At 55.7% G+C, this 17,087-nt stretch carries 15 protein-coding genes; 8 read left to right on the top strand and 7 right to left on the bottom strand.

Annotated elements, in window-relative coordinates; genetic code table 11:
• Positions 1-46 precede the first annotated feature (46 nt).
• Positions 47-1,273, bottom strand: coding sequence for an aminotransferase class V-fold PLP-dependent enzyme (locus ACR0B3_RS01795; RefSeq protein ID WP_480807599.1), 1,227 nt, complete (start codon positions 1,271-1,273; stop codon positions 47-49).
• A gap of 266 nt (positions 1,274-1,539) precedes the next feature.
• Here ACR0B3_RS01795 and ACR0B3_RS01790 point away from each other — a divergent pair, with 266 nt between their 5' ends.
• A complete protein-coding gene (locus tag ACR0B3_RS01790; RefSeq protein WP_480807598.1) occupies positions 1,540-1,920 on the top strand; it encodes a VOC family protein in 381 nt (126 codons plus the stop codon).
• Positions 1,921-1,968: 48 nt separating this feature from the next.
• Here the strand turns inward: ACR0B3_RS01790 and pyrH are convergent, their stop codons facing one another.
• The gene (gene pyrH / locus ACR0B3_RS01785; RefSeq protein ID WP_170719483.1) at positions 1,969-2,721 is read right to left on the bottom strand and encodes a UMP kinase; all 753 of its coding nucleotides are present in this window, start codon (positions 2,719-2,721) and stop codon (positions 1,969-1,971) included.
• Between the two features lie 97 nt (positions 2,722-2,818).
• Between pyrH and miaA the strand changes: the two genes are divergently transcribed.
• The 5 genes from miaA (at position 2,819) to ACR0B3_RS01760 (ending at position 10,575) form a co-directional block, all read left to right on the top strand.
• The gene (gene miaA / locus ACR0B3_RS01780; RefSeq protein WP_480807597.1) at positions 2,819-3,712 is read left to right on the top strand and encodes a tRNA (adenosine(37)-N6)-dimethylallyltransferase MiaA; all 894 of its coding nucleotides are present in this window, start codon (positions 2,819-2,821) and stop codon (positions 3,710-3,712) included.
• 352 nt (positions 3,713-4,064) lie between these two features.
• Entirely contained in the window at positions 4,065-5,735 is a 1,671-nt protein-coding gene (locus tag ACR0B3_RS01775) for an ABC transporter substrate-binding protein (RefSeq protein ID WP_480807596.1), read from the top strand.
• A gap of 135 nt (positions 5,736-5,870) precedes the next feature.
• Positions 5,871-6,917, top strand: coding sequence for an ABC transporter permease (locus tag ACR0B3_RS01770; protein WP_170682887.1), 1,047 nt, complete (start codon positions 5,871-5,873; stop codon positions 6,915-6,917).
• 13 nt (positions 6,918-6,930) lie between these two features.
• Positions 6,931-8,394, top strand: coding sequence for an ABC transporter permease (locus tag ACR0B3_RS01765; protein ID WP_170682888.1), 1,464 nt, complete (start codon positions 6,931-6,933; stop codon positions 8,392-8,394).
• 93 nt (positions 8,395-8,487) lie between these two features.
• Positions 8,488-10,575 (top strand): ABC transporter ATP-binding protein, encoded by a 2,088-nt coding sequence (locus ACR0B3_RS01760; RefSeq protein ID WP_170719490.1) that lies wholly within the window; start codon positions 8,488-8,490, stop codon positions 10,573-10,575.
• Between the two features lie 106 nt (positions 10,576-10,681).
• On the opposite strand, the gene ACR0B3_RS01755 is transcribed toward ACR0B3_RS01760, so the two are convergent.
• The 3 genes from ACR0B3_RS01755 to ACR0B3_RS01745 form a co-directional block, all read right to left on the bottom strand.
• Positions 10,682-11,668: an MBL fold metallo-hydrolase gene (locus ACR0B3_RS01755; protein WP_480807595.1), complete on the bottom strand. Its 987-nt coding sequence runs from the start codon at positions 11,666-11,668 to the stop codon at positions 10,682-10,684.
• 128 nt (positions 11,669-11,796) lie between these two features.
• Positions 11,797-12,759, bottom strand: coding sequence for a LuxR C-terminal-related transcriptional regulator (locus ACR0B3_RS01750; RefSeq protein WP_480808011.1), 963 nt, complete (start codon positions 12,757-12,759; stop codon positions 11,797-11,799).
• Between the two features lie 88 nt (positions 12,760-12,847).
• Entirely contained in the window at positions 12,848-13,426 is a 579-nt protein-coding gene (locus ACR0B3_RS01745) for a lytic transglycosylase domain-containing protein (protein ID WP_480807594.1), read from the bottom strand.
• 207 nt (positions 13,427-13,633) lie between these two features.
• Between ACR0B3_RS01745 and ssb the strand changes: the two genes are divergently transcribed.
• Positions 13,634-14,119, top strand: coding sequence for a single-stranded DNA-binding protein (ssb, locus tag ACR0B3_RS01740; protein ID WP_170719499.1), 486 nt, complete (start codon positions 13,634-13,636; stop codon positions 14,117-14,119).
• An 18-nt stretch (positions 14,120-14,137) separates the two neighbouring features.
• Positions 14,138-15,208: a site-2 protease family protein gene (locus ACR0B3_RS01735; RefSeq protein ID WP_480807593.1), complete on the top strand. Its 1,071-nt coding sequence runs from the start codon at positions 14,138-14,140 to the stop codon at positions 15,206-15,208.
• 6 nt (positions 15,209-15,214) lie between these two features.
• Here ACR0B3_RS01735 and aroB read toward each other — a convergent pair whose 3' ends face one another.
• Together aroB and ACR0B3_RS01725 are read right to left on the bottom strand one after the other, a co-directional pair.
• Complete coding sequence (gene aroB, locus ACR0B3_RS01730; protein ID WP_480807592.1) at positions 15,215-16,324, bottom strand: 3-dehydroquinate synthase; 1,110 nt, start codon at positions 16,322-16,324, stop codon at positions 15,215-15,217.
• Complete coding sequence (locus ACR0B3_RS01725; protein WP_480807591.1) at positions 16,324-16,911, bottom strand: shikimate kinase; 588 nt, start codon at positions 16,909-16,911, stop codon at positions 16,324-16,326. The genes aroB and ACR0B3_RS01725 overlap by 1 nt, the downstream gene beginning before the upstream one ends.
• Positions 16,912-17,087 lie beyond the last annotated feature (176 nt).

The following is a 17,087-nucleotide window of genomic DNA, read 5'->3' as shown; positions in this document are numbered from 1 at the left end:
AACCGCCCTTTATTTCTTCGGATTACGAAGCGACGCGGAAACTGGATCACAAAACGCGGTCAAGCGCCTCCAAAAGCTGATCAATTTCCTGTTGCGACGTGTAGTGGGTAAAGCTGAGCCGCAGCACGCCTTGATCAACATCGACGCCCATCGCCTGCAAAGGGCGCACCGCGTAGAATTCGCCTCCGCCTGCCATAATGCCATGTTTTGCAAGCTCAGCGGCAACCGGCTCTGCCGCGCGGTTCAACGACAATGCCACTGTCGGCGCCCGCATGTCTGCTTTGGAGGGGCCAAGCAGCCGCAGCGCGTTGCGGTCTTTGACAGCATCAAGCAAGGGCTGCAGCAATTTGACCTCATGCCCGCGCATCAAATCATGCACAAAGGCACCGCGCGCGGCGTCGCCTGTTTCCGGCCCGCCATGATGGTCGCACAGAAGATCGATATAGTCGGCCATACCGGCACTCGCCGCAATCTGTGCATGATCCGGCCCTGCCGGGGTAAACCGCTTGTACAGCGTATCGGCGTTGAAATAATGCGCCTGATTTGGAAGCATCTCGCCCAAAGCGCGCCGGATGACCATGCAGCCCTGATGCGGGCCATAAGTTTTATAGGCCGAGAACAGATAGATATCCGGCCCCAAATCTCCGACGTTCGGAAGACCGTGCGGCGCGTAAGAGACGCCATCAACGCAGACAAACGCACCTGCGGCATGAGCAATCGCGGTGATTTCGGTCACCGGGTTGATTTCTCCCACCACGTTCGAGCAATGCGGGAAACAGACCAGGCGCACTTTCTCGTCCAACAAGTTCTCCAGATCCTGCGGGTCCAAGGACCCACTTTCTAGATCAATCTGCCATTCGCGGATTTCGATTCCGTCTTCGGCCAGCCGGCGCCATGGGCCGGAATTGGCCTCGTGATCCTGATTGGTAACAACGATGGCATCGCCGGGCTGCATCCACTGGCGGAAGGCTTGCGCCAGAACATAGGTGTTCTGAGTGGTCGATGGACCAAAACTCAGCTCATCCGTATCCACACCCATGATTGCGGCCAGACGCAGGCGGGCCTCGTCCATCTCTTCCCCACCTAGGCGGCTGGCCTCGTAGGGTGCATAGGGCTGGACCTTTCGCTGTGTGTAAAACCGGGTCAACCGGTCAATCACAGGCTTGCAGGTATATGATCCCCCGGCATTCTCGAAAAACGCCTGACCTTGCAAGCTGGGTTCGGCGAAGGCCGGGAACTGCGCCCGGACGAAATCAATATCGAGGGTGCCCATCGCATCTCTCCTGTTTCATGCGCCACATTTCAGGAGTTTGCCCGCGCATGATCCGGTCAACTCCGAAAACAAGGCAGGTCTTCCAGCCCAGCCGCAGGCTCAACAGCGTTAAATGTTCGGCGGCAGCCCTTGGCGTGAGTGTTTGCTACCAAAGGTCCGCGCCAGATAGCCAGAGCTTTGCTTGTGGGTCAAGCACCTGTTCTGATGACGGTTTTTGTCATCATGTGATGGGAAGGTGCCGCAATACAAAACCAAGAGGAAAGACCATGAACTACACACCCAAAGATTTTCTGGTTTGGGGCGAATTGCCCGTCAGCAATCTGGACAAGGCCATAGCATTCTATGCCGAGGTGACTGGGGCTGAGCTGCATCTGGACGAAAGCGGCCCAAACCCGATCGCCGTCTTCAAACCTGCCGAGGTTGAGACCGGTGTCGCGTTGCACTTGTATCCGGGCAAACCTGCCAAAGGTGGCGAAGGTCCCACTCTGCATTTGGCCGCGCAGGGCACACTTGAGGATACGATGAAGCGCGTTGAACAGGCTGGCGGCAAGGTTCTTTCTGACCCGATTTCCATTCCCGCAGGCCGGTTCTTTTATGGAACCGATCCTGACGGCAACTCGGTAGGCTTCTTCGAAGGCCAAAAATGAAAGAGGCCGGGCGTAAATGCCCGGCCTCATACTTAAAAAACGCGGATACTAGCCCTGCACTTTGGTGTAAGTTCCTTCACCGGCCAGAATTCCTCGGAACCCGCCCGGCTCATCCAGACCAAACACAATCAGCGGCAGATTATTGTCTCGTGCCAGTGCAATCGCTGATGCGTCCATGACTCGCAGCCTTTTGGCAAGCACATCATCGTAAGACACGGTATTGTAACGCACCGCATCCTCGTGAACTTTCGGATCTTTGTCATACACACCGTCCACGCCGTTCTTGCCCATGAAAATGGCCTGACAGGCCATTTCGTTCGCGCGCAAAGTCGCGGCTGTGTCGGTGGTGAAATAAGGGTTCCCGGTCCCGGCTGCAAAGATGCAGACCCGTTTCTTTTCGAGGTGGCGCACAGCGCGGCGGCGGATGTAAGGCTCACACACCTCATCCATGCGAATGGCCGAGATCACGCGGGTAAAGACCCCTACCCCTTCAAGCGCGGATTGCATCGCCAGTGCATTCATAACAGTCGCCAGCATGCCCATATAGTCGGCCGTCGTCCGCTCCATTCCCTGCGCAGATCCAGATAGCCCGCGGAAGATATTCCCGCCGCCAATCACCATACAAATCTCGACCCCCAGATCGTGAACCGATTTGACCTCTTGCGCGATGCGCTGAACGGTTGGTGGATGCAGCCCGAATCCCTGATCCCCCATCAGTGCCTCCCCCGAAATCTTCAACATGACGCGGTTATAGGTTGTTTTCGGGGTTTCTGTGGTCTCAATGGATGAGGAAAGGCTCATGTTGCGCTCCGGGCTGGCACGGGGTTATTTTCCGGCGCAAAATGAAGCAAAACCTCCGCAGGTTCAATGCGGATCGTCAGGAACAAGGCAAGCATCAATGGCCGACAACACCGAGAACCGGCTTTGGGCGCAATTGCCGTCAATTCCCGATGACAAACCCGTGTTGATTGCCGGGCCTACGGCCTCAGGCAAATCGGCGCTGGCACTGCTAATTGCAGAGCGTTGCGGGGGCGAGATCGTCAATGCCGATGCGAGTCAGGTATATGATTGCTGGCAGATCATCTCGGCCCGGCCCTCGCCCGAAGATGAGGCGCGCGCGCCGCACCGACTGTACGGGCACATCGCCCATGATCAGACCTATTCAACAGGTCACTGGCTGCGAGAGGTTACGCCCTTACTGTCCCAAAAGCAGCGCCCAATTATTGTCGGCGGTACCGGGCTTTATTTCACTGCCCTGACTGAAGGCATGGCCGACATACCCCCTACGCCACCGGATATTCGGGCAGAAGCCGACACAATCCCGTTGCAACAATTGATCGAGGGCTTGGACCCTCAGACCCAGCGCACGATTGACACGCAAAATCGCGCCCGAGTTCAACGCGCTTGGGAGGTCAAGGTTGCAACAGGTCGGTCCCTGCTTGAATGGCAGGCCGATACCCCTGCGCCAACACTGGACATCCGGGACACCGTTCCGATTGTATTCGACGCCGAAAAGAACTGGCTGTTGGAACGCATCAGTCGCCGGTTTGATCTGATGGTGGAACAGGGCGCAATGGATGAAGTGGCCGCGATGCGCGATCGTTACAATCCGGATTTACCGTCCTGCAAAGCTATTGGGGTTCCGGAGCTGATGGCCTGTCTGGAAGGTCGCATGACGTTGGACGAAGCCCGCGAGAAAGCAACAATTGCGACACGCCGGTTCGCCAAGCGACAACGCACCTGGTTTCGCGCCCGCATGAAATCATGGAACCACATTGATGCCGCGGGCTGAGTGCTTTAGTTTATAGGCACTCAATCACATATACAAATCAGTATTTTATTGGGCAAAGTTGGTATGCAAATGCATGCCGAAATTGATGAACCGTTTATCGATCATTCAGGTTTCAGATCGAAGCTAAACTCAGCACACTTTTCTCAATGATGTCGCTTTTGTGCCATCTATGACGATTTCCAACATTGACGCAGCGAGAAAACTGGTGCCGAATACGACCATGGGGATGTTCATAAATCTAAAATCCAAACCCTCGGCACTACCGACCGATACCAAACGGTCCCTGTAGCGCCCGTCTTGATCAATCAGAAACACGAAATCTAACAAAAATATGTGTCACAGGGAGACATCTATGGAGAACCAAACAATCAACGGAAAGCCAGTGCATTGGGCAGCAGAGATGCATGCTCAGGAATATCGCGATGGCAAACTAAGCCGCCGTGAATTCCTTACGCGCGCCACAAGCCTCGGCGTGACTGCAGCGGCGGCCTACGGCTTGATTGGCCTGCCAACGCCCGCCGTTGCCGAAGGCGAGGATGCCAAAAAAGAGGGTGGCACCCTGCGCGTTCAAATGGAAGTGCGGGCTCTGAAAGATCCACGGACTTATGACTGGTCGCAGATTGCCAACTTCAGCCGTGGCACCTTGGAATATCTGGTTGAATACAACTCGGATGGTTCCTTCCGTGGCATGCTGCTGGAAGGCTGGGAAATCAACGACGATGCTACCGTCTATACACTGAAAGTCCGTAAAGGCGCCAAGTGGAACAACGGTGATGATTTTACCGCAAACGATGTGGCGCGCAACATTGCGCGGTGGTGTGACAAGGGCTCGGAAACCAACTCGATGGCAGGTCGCTTTGCGACATTGGTTGACGACGATACCGGTCAGGCGATTGAAGGCAGTATTCAGGTCGTGGACGATCACACAGTTCAACTGAACCTGCCCGCCCCTGATATCACGCTGATCCCTGGTATGTCGGACTATCCCGCGGCAATCGTGCACGAGTCCTTCAGCGAAACCGATCTCCTGAACAACGTCGGTACCGGCCCATATCTGATGCAAGAGCTGGAAGTCGGCGTGAAAGGCGTCATGGTGCGCAACGAGGATCACACTTGGTGGGGCGAGGAAGTATTCGGGCGTCCTGCGCTCGACCGGATCGAATATATTGACTACGGAACCGATCCGTCGGCCTGGCTGGCCGCGCTGGAATCTGATGAAGTCGACATGCTCTACGAGTCGGTCGGGGAGTTCATCGACGTTATGGACAGTCTCGGTTACGTGAAGTCCGAAGTTGTCACGATGGCAACCATCGTGATCCGGCCTAACCAACTTGCTGAAGTTGACGGCGTAAAACCCTATGCCGACAAACGTGTGCGTCAGGCCCTGACAATGGCAGTCGACAATTCAGTCTGTCTTGAGCTGGGATACGGAGGCCGCGGTTCGCCAGCCGAGAACCACCATGTTGGGCCAATCCACCCGGACTACTTCGAGTTGCCGAAGCAGAAGGTCGATCCCGCAGGGGCGCTTGCTCTTATGGAAGAGGCTGGCATGGCCGATTATGAGCATGAGCTGCTTTCAATCGACGACGATTGGCGCCGGAATACCACCGATGCGGTAGCCGCTCAGCTTCGGGATGCTGGCATCAAGGTCAAGCGTACCGTTCTTCCCGGCAACACGTTCTGGAACGACTGGGCAAAATACCCGTTCAGTTCAACAAACTGGAACCCGCGTCCGCTGGGTGTTCAGATCTGGGCCTTGGCCTACAAGTCTGGAGAAGCCTGGAATGAATTCGGTTGGGAAAACCCTGAATTCGACGCCATCCTGGCCGAAGCGTTGGCCATCGCCGACGCCGATAAGCGCCGTGAAATCGTCGCCAAAGGCGAGGCCATGATCCAGGAGGAAGGTGTTACCATCCAACCCTACTGGCGGTCGCTCTACCGCCACATGAAAGATGGTCTTGTAGGAACCGACATGCACGTCGCTTTCGAGCATCACCAGTATAAGTGGGGCTGGGCCGCGTAATCACTGCTTACTCATGACAAGGGGCGCCGGTTCAGGCGCCCCTTTCCAGCCGCAGACTTGCCGACACGGGGTCGGACGTCCGAGGCCAGATAATGGTCCACTGATCTGCGGAACACCCAAACAACAGGGGCCATCATGGGACTCTTCATCCTCCGACGGTTTGGCGTAATGCTGCTGACTGCGCTTTGCCTGACTTTCGTGGTCTTCTTTTTGACCAACCTATACCCAAACCTCGAAAAACTTGCCAAAACTCAAGGGAACCAGCGGATGTCGGACGAACAGGTCCAGACTTGGCTGGAAAACCGCGGCTATTTGCAACCTACATTGATCAAATATGGTCAGTGGCTTGGGGTCGCGCCTGGATTTACCAACACATTAGATGACGGCACATTTGTCGGAAGCTGTACGCGTCCCGGCTCGACCGAGGAAACCACGCCACGCTACTGCGGTGTCCTGCAGGGCGATTGGGGTTATTCCACCGTCTTCAAGGATGAAGTGGGTACAATTGTCGCCAAACGGCTTGGCAATACTGGCTATCTGATGTTTTGGGTACTTGTGTTGATGGTGCCCTCTGCCTTGCTGGTTGGGGTACTTGCGGGGATGCGCGAAGGGTCTGCCCTGGATCGGTCGCTGTCGACATTCTCGATCATCACGACCGCAACCCCTGAATATGTTTCGGGTGTTATCTTTATTGCGATCTTCACCTCGTCGACTGTTGGCCTGAAATGGTTCAAGGGCACGGCAACACAAGCGATGGAGAACCCGACCTTCGAGAACTTCTTCCTACCTGTGTTGACCATTGCGCTTTACGGGATGGGTTATATCGCCCGAATGACCCGCGCCTCGATGACCGAGGTAATGACAGCGCAATACATCAGAACCGCGCGCCTCAAAGGTGTGTCGTTCGGCAACATCGTCATGAAACACGCTTTGCGCAATGCGCTGATCGCGCCCTTCACCGTCATCATGCTGCAGTTCCCATGGTTGCTGAATGGTGTGGTGATCGTCGAGACCCTGTTCAACTACAAGGGCTTTGGCTGGGCGTTGGTTCAGGCCGCAGGCAATAACGACATCCAGCTGCTGCTGGCGATCTCGGTCGTGTCGGTCTTTGTGGTTCTGGTGACGCAGCTGATTTCAGACATCGGCTATGTCTACCTCAACCCGCGCATTCGCATTTCATAAGAAGGGATAGACTATGGAACCTCTTAGCTGGACCGGCTCTATCGCCTTCCTTAATCCGATCCTGATGATCGCTTTGGCGGCGCTTGTGCTGTCTATATTGGTCTGGATTGTCGCGAGCATCTTCCTGCCCGAGCAGCAAATCACAGTAAACTCTGACGGGACTGTCAGTTCCGGTGGCGGGTTTCGCGGCCTGATCCAGTTGGCACTAAACTACAGTTTCCTTGCCTGTGTTGGCTTGTCTGTGGCCTATCTGCTGCTTGGCATCGTGATGGGCACGAGTGCGGGAATTATCGGGGCAATGTCCCAGCAATTCCTGCCAGTTTGGGTTGCCCTGATCATCATGTTCGCGTCTTCCATCGCCTTCAAACGGCGCCTGGGTCTGTATGGCAAGCTGTATGACAGCCCCATCGGCATGATTGGTTTCGGCCTTGTGATGTTCTGGGTGTTTACTGGCATCTTTGGCGCAATGGACATGATCGTCACCCATGATCCGCTGACACAGGTTTCGGGCATGAAAAACAAGGTGCCGGGAACTCCGCTGCCAAATGTGGAAGATGGAGAGTTCGCCTGGTATCTTCTGGGTGGGGACAACTTGGCCCGCGACGTTTTCAGTCGCATGGTCAAAGGGGCCTGGATCGTAGTGCAGATCGCACCGCTGGCGACCATGTTCGCCTTTATGGTCGGGATTACTTTGGGCCTGCCCGCAGGCTACTACGGCGGACGTCTCGACACGTTCCTGTCCTTCCTGGCAAACTTGATCCTGGCCTTCCCCGTCATCCTGCTGTTCTACCTGCTGGTGACGCCTGAGATCGTTGCAACCGGGGTGCCGAATTATATGGCGGCAGTGTTGTTCGTCTTCCCCATCCTGTTTCTGGCGGTTTTGCTGAACTCTCGGTTCTATACGCGCCCCAGTTTCCGGACACCGCTTTTAATCGCTGTGTTGGGCATTACGGTTTGGCTGTACCTGTCGCTGATTTCGACCGGAGGGTATATCATCAACACCGATGCCTACCGCATTTGGGGGCTGCCCACCTATCTGGATCTGTTCGATATTCCGGGTGGTATCCTGGTGGTCTTTGTCTCGGTGGTCTTCGTGAATTCGCCCACGGTGTTCCGCATCGTGCGCGGGCTGGCTCTGGACATCAAGACGCGAGACTATGTGGCAGCGGCGCAAACTCGTGGCGAGGGTCCCTGGTACATCATGCTGTGGGAAATCCTGCCCAACGCACGCGGCCCGCTGATCGTCGATTTCTGCCTGCGGATTGGCTATACCACCATTCTATTGGGAACCTTGGGTTTCTTCGGGCTGGGTCTGCCACCTGAAAGCCCGGACTGGGGGTCTACGATTAACGAGGGCCGCAAGCTCCTGTCGATCTATCTGCACCCTGCCCTTCCGCCTGCTTTTGCACTGCTCTCACTGGTTCTTGGTTTGAACCTGCTGGCAGACGGGCTGCGCGAAGAAAGTCTGAAGGACTGATGTGACCGAGACCGGGGGCTCTGCCCCCGGACCCCCGAGATATTTTTAGCCAGATGAAGGGGATCCCCCTGACTCTCGCGAGGAGTAAACAAGATGAGCAAAATGGCGGAATTTGACGGCCCGATCCTGGAGATCGACAAGCTGTCGATATCCTTCTTCACCCGTCTTCGCGAAATCCCAGCAGTCATGGACTTTTCGGTCAGCGTTCAGCCCGGTGAGGCTGTAGGGCTGGTTGGTGAATCCGGCTGTGGAAAATCCACTGTGGCCCTTGGGGTCATGCAGGATCTTGGCAAGAACGGCCGTATCGTCGGCGGATCGATCAAGTTCAAGGGGCGTGATCTAAGCGAGATGACGACCGAAGAACTGCGAGACATTCGCGGCAACGAAATCGCGATGATCTATCAGGAACCGATGGCGTCGCTGAACCCCGCGATGAAGATCGGTAAACAGCTGATGGAAGTGCCCATGATCCATGAGGGCGTGGGCGCCGAAGAGGCCTATGCCCGTGCATTGGAGGTGGTCACGGATGTGAGACTGCCTGACCCTGAGCGGATGTTGAATTCATTCCCGCACCAGCTGTCCGGTGGTCAGCAGCAGCGGATCGTGATCGCGATGGCGCTGATGTCAAAACCGGCGCTGCTGATCTTGGATGAACCCACGACTGCATTGGACGTGACCGTTGAGGCCGCAGTGGTTGAACTGGTCAAGGATCTGGGCAAGAAATACGGCACCTCTATGCTGTTTATCTCGCACAATCTTGGGCTGGTTCTGGAGACCTGCGACCGGCTATGCGTGATGTATTCAGGCGAAGCGGTCGAGCGCGGCTCGATCAAGGATGTGTTCGACGAAATGCAGCACCCGTATACACAGGCTCTGTTCCGCTCGATCCCGCTGCCTGGAGCTGACAAGAACTCGCGCCCGCTGGTGGCGATTCCAGGGAACTTTCCCCTGCCCCATGAACGGCCCCCGGGCTGTAACTTTGGTCCACGCTGCGACTATTTCGAAGAAGGTCGCTGTGACGCCAAGGACATTTTGATGGAGGCCGTGCCCGGCAACGACCGGCACCACACGCGCTGTTTGAAGTTCCAGGAAATCGACTGGAACGCGCCGATCACTGTGGGTGAACAAAAAGAAAAAGGCGAAATCGGCCGGACCGTTCTGAAGATGGACAACCTCAAGAAGTATTATGAGGTCGCGGCCAATGCCCTGTTCGGGGGCGGCGAAACCAAGGTCGTTAAGGCCAATGAGACGCTCAGCTTTGAGGCGCATGAATCGGAAACTCTCGCCATTGTGGGTGAATCTGGCTGCGGAAAATCGACCTTTGCCAAGGTTTTGATGGGGCTTGAGACAGCCACTGACGGGCAAATCTTGCTGGACAATCGCAACATCGAAGATGTTCCGATCGAGGAGCGGGACGCGAAGACCGTGGGCGAAGTGCAGATGGTTTTCCAGAACCCGTTCGACACGTTGAATCCGTCGATGACGGTTGGGCGACAGATCATACGCGCATTGGAAATCTTTGGCGTCGGGAACTCGGAAGCTGAACGCAAGCAGCGGATGTTGGAACTGTTGGATCTGGTGAAGCTGCCTCGGGCCTTTGCGGACCGGATGCCACGTCAGTTGTCCGGGGGTCAAAAGCAGCGCGTGGGTATCGCCCGCGCGTTTGCAGGCGACGCGCGAATTGTTGTTGCGGACGAGCCGGTTTCAGCACTCGACGTCTCGGTTCAAGCGGCGGTCACCGACCTGTTGATGGAAATCCAGCGCGAACACAAAACCACGCTGCTATTCATCAGCCACGATCTGTCGATTGTGCGCTATCTCAGCGACCGTGTGATGGTGATGTATCTGGGTCATGTGGTAGAACTGGGCACCACCGATCAGGTGTTCAGCCCACCCTATCACCCCTACACCGAGGCTCTGCTAAGTGCGGTTCCAATCGCAGATACTTCGATTGAGAAGCAGCATATCGTGCTTGAGGGTGATATCCCATCGGCGATGAATCCGCCGCCCGGTTGCCCTTTCCAGACGCGCTGTCGCTGGAAGTCTGAGGTACCCGATGGGCGGTGTGAGTCCCATGTGCCTCCGGTACAGACGCTTGCGGACGGGCATCAGGTGAAATGTCACCTTGCCGAGGATATTCTGGCCAAGATGGAGCCGGTTATCAAAATCGCGGCCGAGTAAGGCACAGCTAAGGATAAAAGGGCCGGTCCATGACCGGCCCTTTTTTGTGTCACGGGATGTTGGGGGACAGGCGACACAATTGGGTGTGAGTGGTAGTTTGTTCTATTCAGCCCGTCATAACGTTGTTTCCGAAGTGCATGAATTCGTTGGACATCCCAGCCACTTCTTCGGCGTTCAACTGAAGGCTCGCACTATCAAGCATCTTGAAGCTGGGCTGCGATTTGACCCACTCATCTGCGGATTGAAGCGTCGTTAGCGTGTAGGATGTGACCTCGTTCAGATAATGCGTCGGGATGATGATCTTGGGCTGTAGCTTCGAGACAATGTCATTGCCCTGATCATAGCTGAGGATATGCTGCGATCCGTCTATTGGCAGTGTAAGTACGTCAACTTGCCCAATGGCATCCCAGAATTCTTGCGGTGGATTGTGCCGATTGTCGCCCCAGATAAGGGTGCGAATGCCTCCGGTTTCGACAAGATACACCACCATATCCATGTGCCCGACATTGTTCGGCGGGCAGGCCTCGGCACCAAATTCGGCCAGTGCATTCGTCCACTCATACCAACCCGGTGCAACACAGGCGTGCTTGTCGGCGAAACCGGTAATCTTGAGGTCTGCGAACTCGAAATTGCCAACCATTCTATCCAGAACCATTGTCGAGCTGGGTCGTTCAATAGCGTCATGGTCGAAATGCGCGTGGGTGGACATGGTAATATCGACAGGGATTTGCGGAAACTCGTTCCGAAACCACAAGCCCCAGGCACCCGACGGATCGTCCCGCCAGGGATCGAACAATACCGTCGCCCCGTTGGGTGAAGTGATCTTGATCGCACAGTGACCGTAGTAATCAATCCCGACGGTTCCGGTGCTGGCCTGTCCTGTTGAACCCTGCAGCTCGACCACGTGGTTGTTGTTGCCCGGTTGCAGCCACGCCTGCGATTGCGCTTGGGCTGGTTTGCTGCCCAGCAATGAGGCACCTGCCCCCACACCTGCGGCACCAGCTGCCATAAAGAACGACCTACGCGAAAGGCCCTTCGCCAGCGCGTCGCGTTCCCCGTTCAGAAATACCGATTTTAGATCTTTGCGATCCATATTCATCCTCCCGATTGACAGGGCACAGCTGGTTCCGTGCCCCTCTGATCAGGTTAGCAAGGTCAACCCGAGTGGCTCAGATCAGAAAAATCAGGGGGGAATATGGGGGTAATCCCCATATTATTAGATCACGAAATCGATAAAAGATGGCTGCGTAGGTTCTGGTCCCGGCCTTCAAGGCCAAGTTTACGGCGAATATTGTTACGATGAAAATCAATTGTAGACGTCTCGCGCGACATGGCGCGGGCGATGTCTTTGGTGGTTTTACCCGACATGACCAACTGTGCGATTTCGATTTCCGTTGGCGTCATGACCGAAAACGCATCCGAAAGCTTATCAGAGATCATCGACGTAATATCTCTGAGATTGCTTTCGGCCAGATCGAGATAAACTTGCGCAGTATCACCTTCGGTCAATTGTCCACGCAGCTTGTCCAGATAGGGCATGACCATCGTGCGAACCCGTTCAACAATATCCTGATCATGGTCCTTTCGATCATCATCCAAACTGGTCAGTAACACCCGTAGGGCTGTGTTCGTTTCCTGTAATTCGCGCGTTCTTGCCTCTACGCGATTTTCCAATTGTACCAACGTTTCGTTCAGCTTATCTTCTAGGGCGCGGCGCAGGTAAACCTCTTGAATCAAAGCCAAATCTGATTCAACCATACGCGCGAACTGTGCCAAACCCTCACGAAACAAAAGGGCGCGGCGATTGCGGTGGCGATCAAGAACGCAGATGGTTCCAAACACTGCACCATCCGGCCATTTCAACGGGTACCCTATATAGAAGGACATCCCATGTTCCAAATCTTCGTTGTCGTTCCAGGCCGGGTCGCACGTTGCATCTTCGACCACAAACTCGCCATCACGCTCAAGAACGCCCTGACAATATAGCTTGGGGTTTAGGCGAAAGTTCATGCCAACGGGGTACGGGTTCTCCGGGTGGTCCGAAGTGATCAGGACTGCATGATCCGGCGCATCGGTTTTCATGATCAAGGTGGCAGGCACATCGGCAAGTTGCGAAACCAGATCCACCAGGCGCTGCCAGTTGGCCAATGTGTCAGAGGGAATTTCTGGTCGATCCTGAAGCATCACGAAAACGCACCAAAGCTGGGAACTACCTTCCCAGACTAAGTCAGTGCGCGCAGATCGATCAACAATGGGCCTCGCCGCGATGCAGCTAGCCGCCCCAGATCACTTTCACATAGTTCTGGGTTTCTTTGTAAGGTGGGATGCCGCCATGTTTTTCAACCGCCTTAGGGCCTGCATTGTACGCAGCCAAAGCAAGACGCCAGGATTTGAACTTGCGATATTGCCACGACAGATACCGCGCACCGCCTTCGAGATTCTGAATCGGGTCACGTGGATCAACACCCAGCAATCTGGCTGTCTGCGGCATCAACTGTGCCAACCCCAAAGCACCTTTGTGCGATACCGCATGCGGGTTCCAGCCACTTTCCTGCTGCACAAGACGCAGAAACAGCTCTTCCGGAATGTTGTGTTGCCGCGCAGCCTTTCGGGCGTGTTCAAGATATTGCCCCCGATAGTTACCGGTATAGCGCTTTACGAATTTGCCGCGTTCAGTCTTGGGCTTTAGCCTTTCTGAGTCGCGATATTGGCTGGCAGCGCGATTGTCCAATACCTTGGATTGTTTGAGGAATAGCGCCTTGCGATTCTTGGTAGACAGCGTTTCAGCCTGCGCCGCAAACGACGTCAGACAAAGACCCAGTACCGAGATACCAACGACCAGAAAACGCATTAATGCCAATCCTGCACCCTCAACAACCAGACAGATTATAGTTAAATCAGCCCGAAATGAAAGCTTGGTTAAGACCAGACTAAAATTTTCATGGTCACAGTTGCATGATCAATCATGTTTTAACCAAGTCGCAGCCCGTATAGGGTCAGCAGCAGAACGCAGCGCCAGATTCGGGCGCCATCCAGTCAGAGTAGAACGAGGGAATATATGGCGGGTTCAGTCAACAAGGTGATTTTGATCGGCAATCTTGGTGCCGACCCCGAAGTGCGGTCGTTCCAGAACGGCGGCAAAGTATGCAACCTTCGCATCGCAACGTCTGAAACGTGGAAAGACCGCAACACAGGCGAGCGGCGGGATCGAACCCAGTGGCACACGGTCGCCATTTTCTCGGAACCTCTGGTCCGCGTCGCTGAGCAGTATCTACGCAAAGGCAGCAAGGTCTATATCGAGGGTCAGCTGGAGACCCGCAAATGGCAGGATCAATCGGGGCAGGATCGCTATTCGACCGAGGTTGTCCTGCGGCCCTATCGCAGCGAACTGACCATGCTGGATTCCCGCGGTGAAGGCGGCGGTAGTGGCGGTGGCTATGGCGGCGGTCAGGCTGGTGGTGGCTATGGCGATCCTTACGGAGGCCAATCCAGCGCCCCTGCCCCTGCATCCGGTGGCATCGATGACGACGAGATTCCGTTCTAAACCAAACGGAGAAACAACATGGCATGGTCCTTCCCACTTGGCCGATTGCTCGGCTCGGAACTGAGGGTCCATGTCACCTTCTTCCTGCTGCTGGCCTGGGTTGGGTTTGCAGCCTATTCCAGCGGTGGGTGGGCTGCCGCGCTCAACAACATCGTATTCGTTCTGGCCTTGTTTGCCTGCGTCGTGGCGCATGAATTCGGACACGCCCTGATGGCGCGGAGATATGGCATCCGTACGCCAGACATCACCCTGTTACCCATCGGTGGGCTGGCGCGTCTTGAGCGAATGCCGGAAAAACCGATGCAAGAGGTTTGGGTCGCATTAGCCGGCCCCGCGGTGAACATAGCCATATGGGCCATCCTGGTTGTGCTGGGTGCGGGCATACAGCTTGGCTCATTGACCCAGATTGACTCGCCCGGGACCAGCCTGCTCAGCCGTTTGGCATACGTGAACCTGCTGCTCGCCGCTTTCAACATGATCCCTGCCTTTCCCATGGATGGCGGGCGCGTTTTCCGCGCATTGCTGTGCATGAAAATGGAACGCACCAAAGCCACGCGCATTGCGGCCCTCGGCGGTCAGATCGTTGCGGTTGGACTTGGCTTTCTGGGACTTACAACTGGCAATCCCATTCTGGTGCTGATCGCGGTCTTTGTCTTCATTGCGGCGAATGCTGAAAATCAAGACGTCGCGTTGCGCTCGGTCACGCGGCGCGTGATGGCGCGGGATGCGATGATCACAGAGTTCAGAGCTTTGTCGCCCGATGACACGCTGGCAACGGCCGCGCAGGCTGTCATTCACACAACGCAGCACGAATTTCCTGTATTGGCACATGATGGCAGCCTATTGGGGTTTGTCACCCGGGATCGGCTGTTCACGGCGCTTGCTGGTGATCACCCAAGATCGGAATCCGCCGTCTCGGTCATGGAGACCGATATCCCGCAGGTCGGGCTGACCAGCGGGCTGAACAAGGTTTTGGACGGGCTGCACAAGGGCGCGCCTGCGATTGCCGTGTGCACCAAGTCAGGCCAGATGGTAGGCTACATTACACGTGAGAATATTGGTGAGTTGATGGTGATCCAGGGCCGCTAATCCCAATCACACCTCCAACGCATCCTTAAGCACTGAAACCACCGTTTCGCGCGGTACATCTGATGTGACGAAAGCTTGCCCAATCCCGCGCGCCATGACAAAGCGCAGTTGGCCGTCCATGACCTTTTTGTCCTGCCCCATCAGATCAACCAGCGTTTCAGCGTTCGGCAACTCGCCGGGGATATCGGCAAGATCGGTCTTCATGCCCATCGCGCGCAAATGCGACCTGACACGGCTTGGGTCTTCTTGCGAACATAGGCCAAGACGAGATGACGTTTCAAAAGCCAGCGCGCAACCGATGGCGACACCTTCACCATGCAGCAGTCGATCTGAATACCCCGTTGCGGCCTCAAGCGCGTGACAGAAGGTATGGCCCAGATTGAGCAACGCCCGGTCACCCTGCTCGGTCTCGTCCCGCGCCACGATATCGGCCTTCATCTGAACCGAGCGTGTGACAGCCTGCACCCGCGCCGCCATGTCGCCCGATGCCAAGATCGGGCCGTTCTGTTCCAGCCATTCAAAGAATTTGGCATCTCCGAGAAGACCGTATTTGACCACTTCGCCATACCCGGCCAAGAAATCACGCGCCTGCAAAGAGCCCAGTACATCCGTGTCCGCCAATACCAGCGAAGGCTGATGAAACGCACCGATAAGGTTCTTTCCATATGGCGCATTGATCCCAGTCTTGCCGCCGACCGAACTATCGACCTGTGCCAGCAGCGACGTCGGTATCTGCACAAAGCGCACCCCGCGTCGCATCACTGCGGCGGCAAAACCCGCCAGATCGCCGATGACACCCCCGCCGAGCGCGACCACGACATCGTTACGTTCTACCTTTTCCGCCAGCAGCCATTCCACTGCGCGCTCAAAATGCGGCCAGCTTTTGGTGGCCTCACCCGCTGGCAGTGCCAGAGCATTCATCTCGATCCCGGCTGAGGCCAGGCCTTCACGCAGTGCATCCAGATGCAGGCCCGCGACAGTCTCATCCGTCAGAACCGCGACACGCTTACGCTTTATAAGCGGAGCAATCCGTTCCCCGGATTGCGCCAAAAGGCCGGGACCAATCTCAACATCATATGAACGCTCGGCCAGATCAACATGTACGGTTTGATGCATTAAATTCGTTCCAAAATATCCGGGCGTGTCGCCAGTGCGGCAATGACCCGATCCACCATGTCTTCGATTGCGGTTTCACCGTCAGAGTCGGCCACCAGATCGGCCTGTTCATAGATTGGCACGCGCACCTCGTACAAATCGCGCAAGGTCGCATACGGGTCGGCCGTACGCAGCAAAGGCCGCGTGTCTTTATGTTTGACGCGATTCCACAAGACGCTCAGATCAGCCCGCAACCATACAGACGCGCCTAGCTCCGAGATCATTTTGCGATTGCCTTGCGACATAAACGCGCCGCCCCCAGTCGACAGGATACCTTTTTCCTCGTCCAAAAGTCGCCCGATGATCTGAGTTTCCTTACTTCGAAAGAAAGCTTCTCCGTCGCGGGCAAATATCTCGGGGATGGTCATATTGGCTGCCGATTCGATTTCGGAATCGCTGTCCAGAAACGGAACACCCAGCCGTGCCGCCAGCGCTCGGCCAACCGCCGTCTTACCAGCCCCCATCATTCCGACCAATACAACCGTTTTGTGCAGTCGAAACTGCGCCGCTGTGTCGGAACGCACCGTGTTATGCTTAATTTCGCTCATTTCGTTGTGAATGACGTGATCTTAAGAAAAATGCTAGTTATAACTTAGGCAAAAGCAAAAATTGAGGCAGCGTTCACCCATGGGTCGTTTGATCAAGTTCCTGATTTACCTCATCTGCCTGTGTTTTATCGGGTTGGTCGGATATACCTATATCGGACCATTTTTTGGCGTGGACT

The sequence above is a fragment of the Ruegeria sp. CE9 genome (assembly GCF_056537425.1).
The sequence above is the reverse complement of the archived record's forward strand: the minus strand, read 5'-3'. Positions and strand labels throughout refer to the sequence as shown.

What these genes read in the sequence shown, in the direction of transcription:
- ACR0B3_RS01795 (WP_480807599.1), bottom strand. Translation starts at nt 1,273, where the DNA reads ATGGGCACCCTCGATATTGATTTCGTCCGGGCGCAGTTCCCGGCCTTC.
- ACR0B3_RS01790 (WP_480807598.1), top strand. Translation starts at nt 1,540, where the DNA reads ATGAACTACACACCCAAAGATTTTCTGGTTTGGGGCGAATTGCCCGTC.
- pyrH (WP_170719483.1), bottom strand. Translation starts at nt 2,721, where the DNA reads ATGAGCCTTTCCTCATCCATTGAGACCACAGAAACCCCGAAAACAACC.
- miaA (WP_480807597.1), top strand. Translation starts at nt 2,819, where the DNA reads ATGGCCGACAACACCGAGAACCGGCTTTGGGCGCAATTGCCGTCAATT.
- ACR0B3_RS01775 (WP_480807596.1), top strand. Translation starts at nt 4,065, where the DNA reads ATGGAGAACCAAACAATCAACGGAAAGCCAGTGCATTGGGCAGCAGAG.
- ACR0B3_RS01770 (WP_170682887.1), top strand. Translation starts at nt 5,871, where the DNA reads ATGGGACTCTTCATCCTCCGACGGTTTGGCGTAATGCTGCTGACTGCG.
- ACR0B3_RS01765 (WP_170682888.1), top strand. Translation starts at nt 6,931, where the DNA reads ATGGAACCTCTTAGCTGGACCGGCTCTATCGCCTTCCTTAATCCGATC.
- ACR0B3_RS01760 (WP_170719490.1), top strand. Translation starts at nt 8,488, where the DNA reads ATGAGCAAAATGGCGGAATTTGACGGCCCGATCCTGGAGATCGACAAG.
- ACR0B3_RS01755 (WP_480807595.1), bottom strand. Translation starts at nt 11,668, where the DNA reads ATGGATCGCAAAGATCTAAAATCGGTATTTCTGAACGGGGAACGCGAC.
- ACR0B3_RS01750 (WP_480808011.1), bottom strand. Translation starts at nt 12,759, where the DNA reads ATGCTTCAGGATCGACCAGAAATTCCCTCTGACACATTGGCCAACTGG.
- ACR0B3_RS01745 (WP_480807594.1), bottom strand. Translation starts at nt 13,426, where the DNA reads ATGCGTTTTCTGGTCGTTGGTATCTCGGTACTGGGTCTTTGTCTGACG.
- ssb (WP_170719499.1), top strand. Translation starts at nt 13,634, where the DNA reads ATGGCGGGTTCAGTCAACAAGGTGATTTTGATCGGCAATCTTGGTGCC.
- ACR0B3_RS01735 (WP_480807593.1), top strand. Translation starts at nt 14,138, where the DNA reads ATGGCATGGTCCTTCCCACTTGGCCGATTGCTCGGCTCGGAACTGAGG.
- aroB (WP_480807592.1), bottom strand. Translation starts at nt 16,324, where the DNA reads ATGCATCAAACCGTACATGTTGATCTGGCCGAGCGTTCATATGATGTT.
- ACR0B3_RS01725 (WP_480807591.1), bottom strand. Translation starts at nt 16,911, where the DNA reads ATGAGCGAAATTAAGCATAACACGGTGCGTTCCGACACAGCGGCGCAG.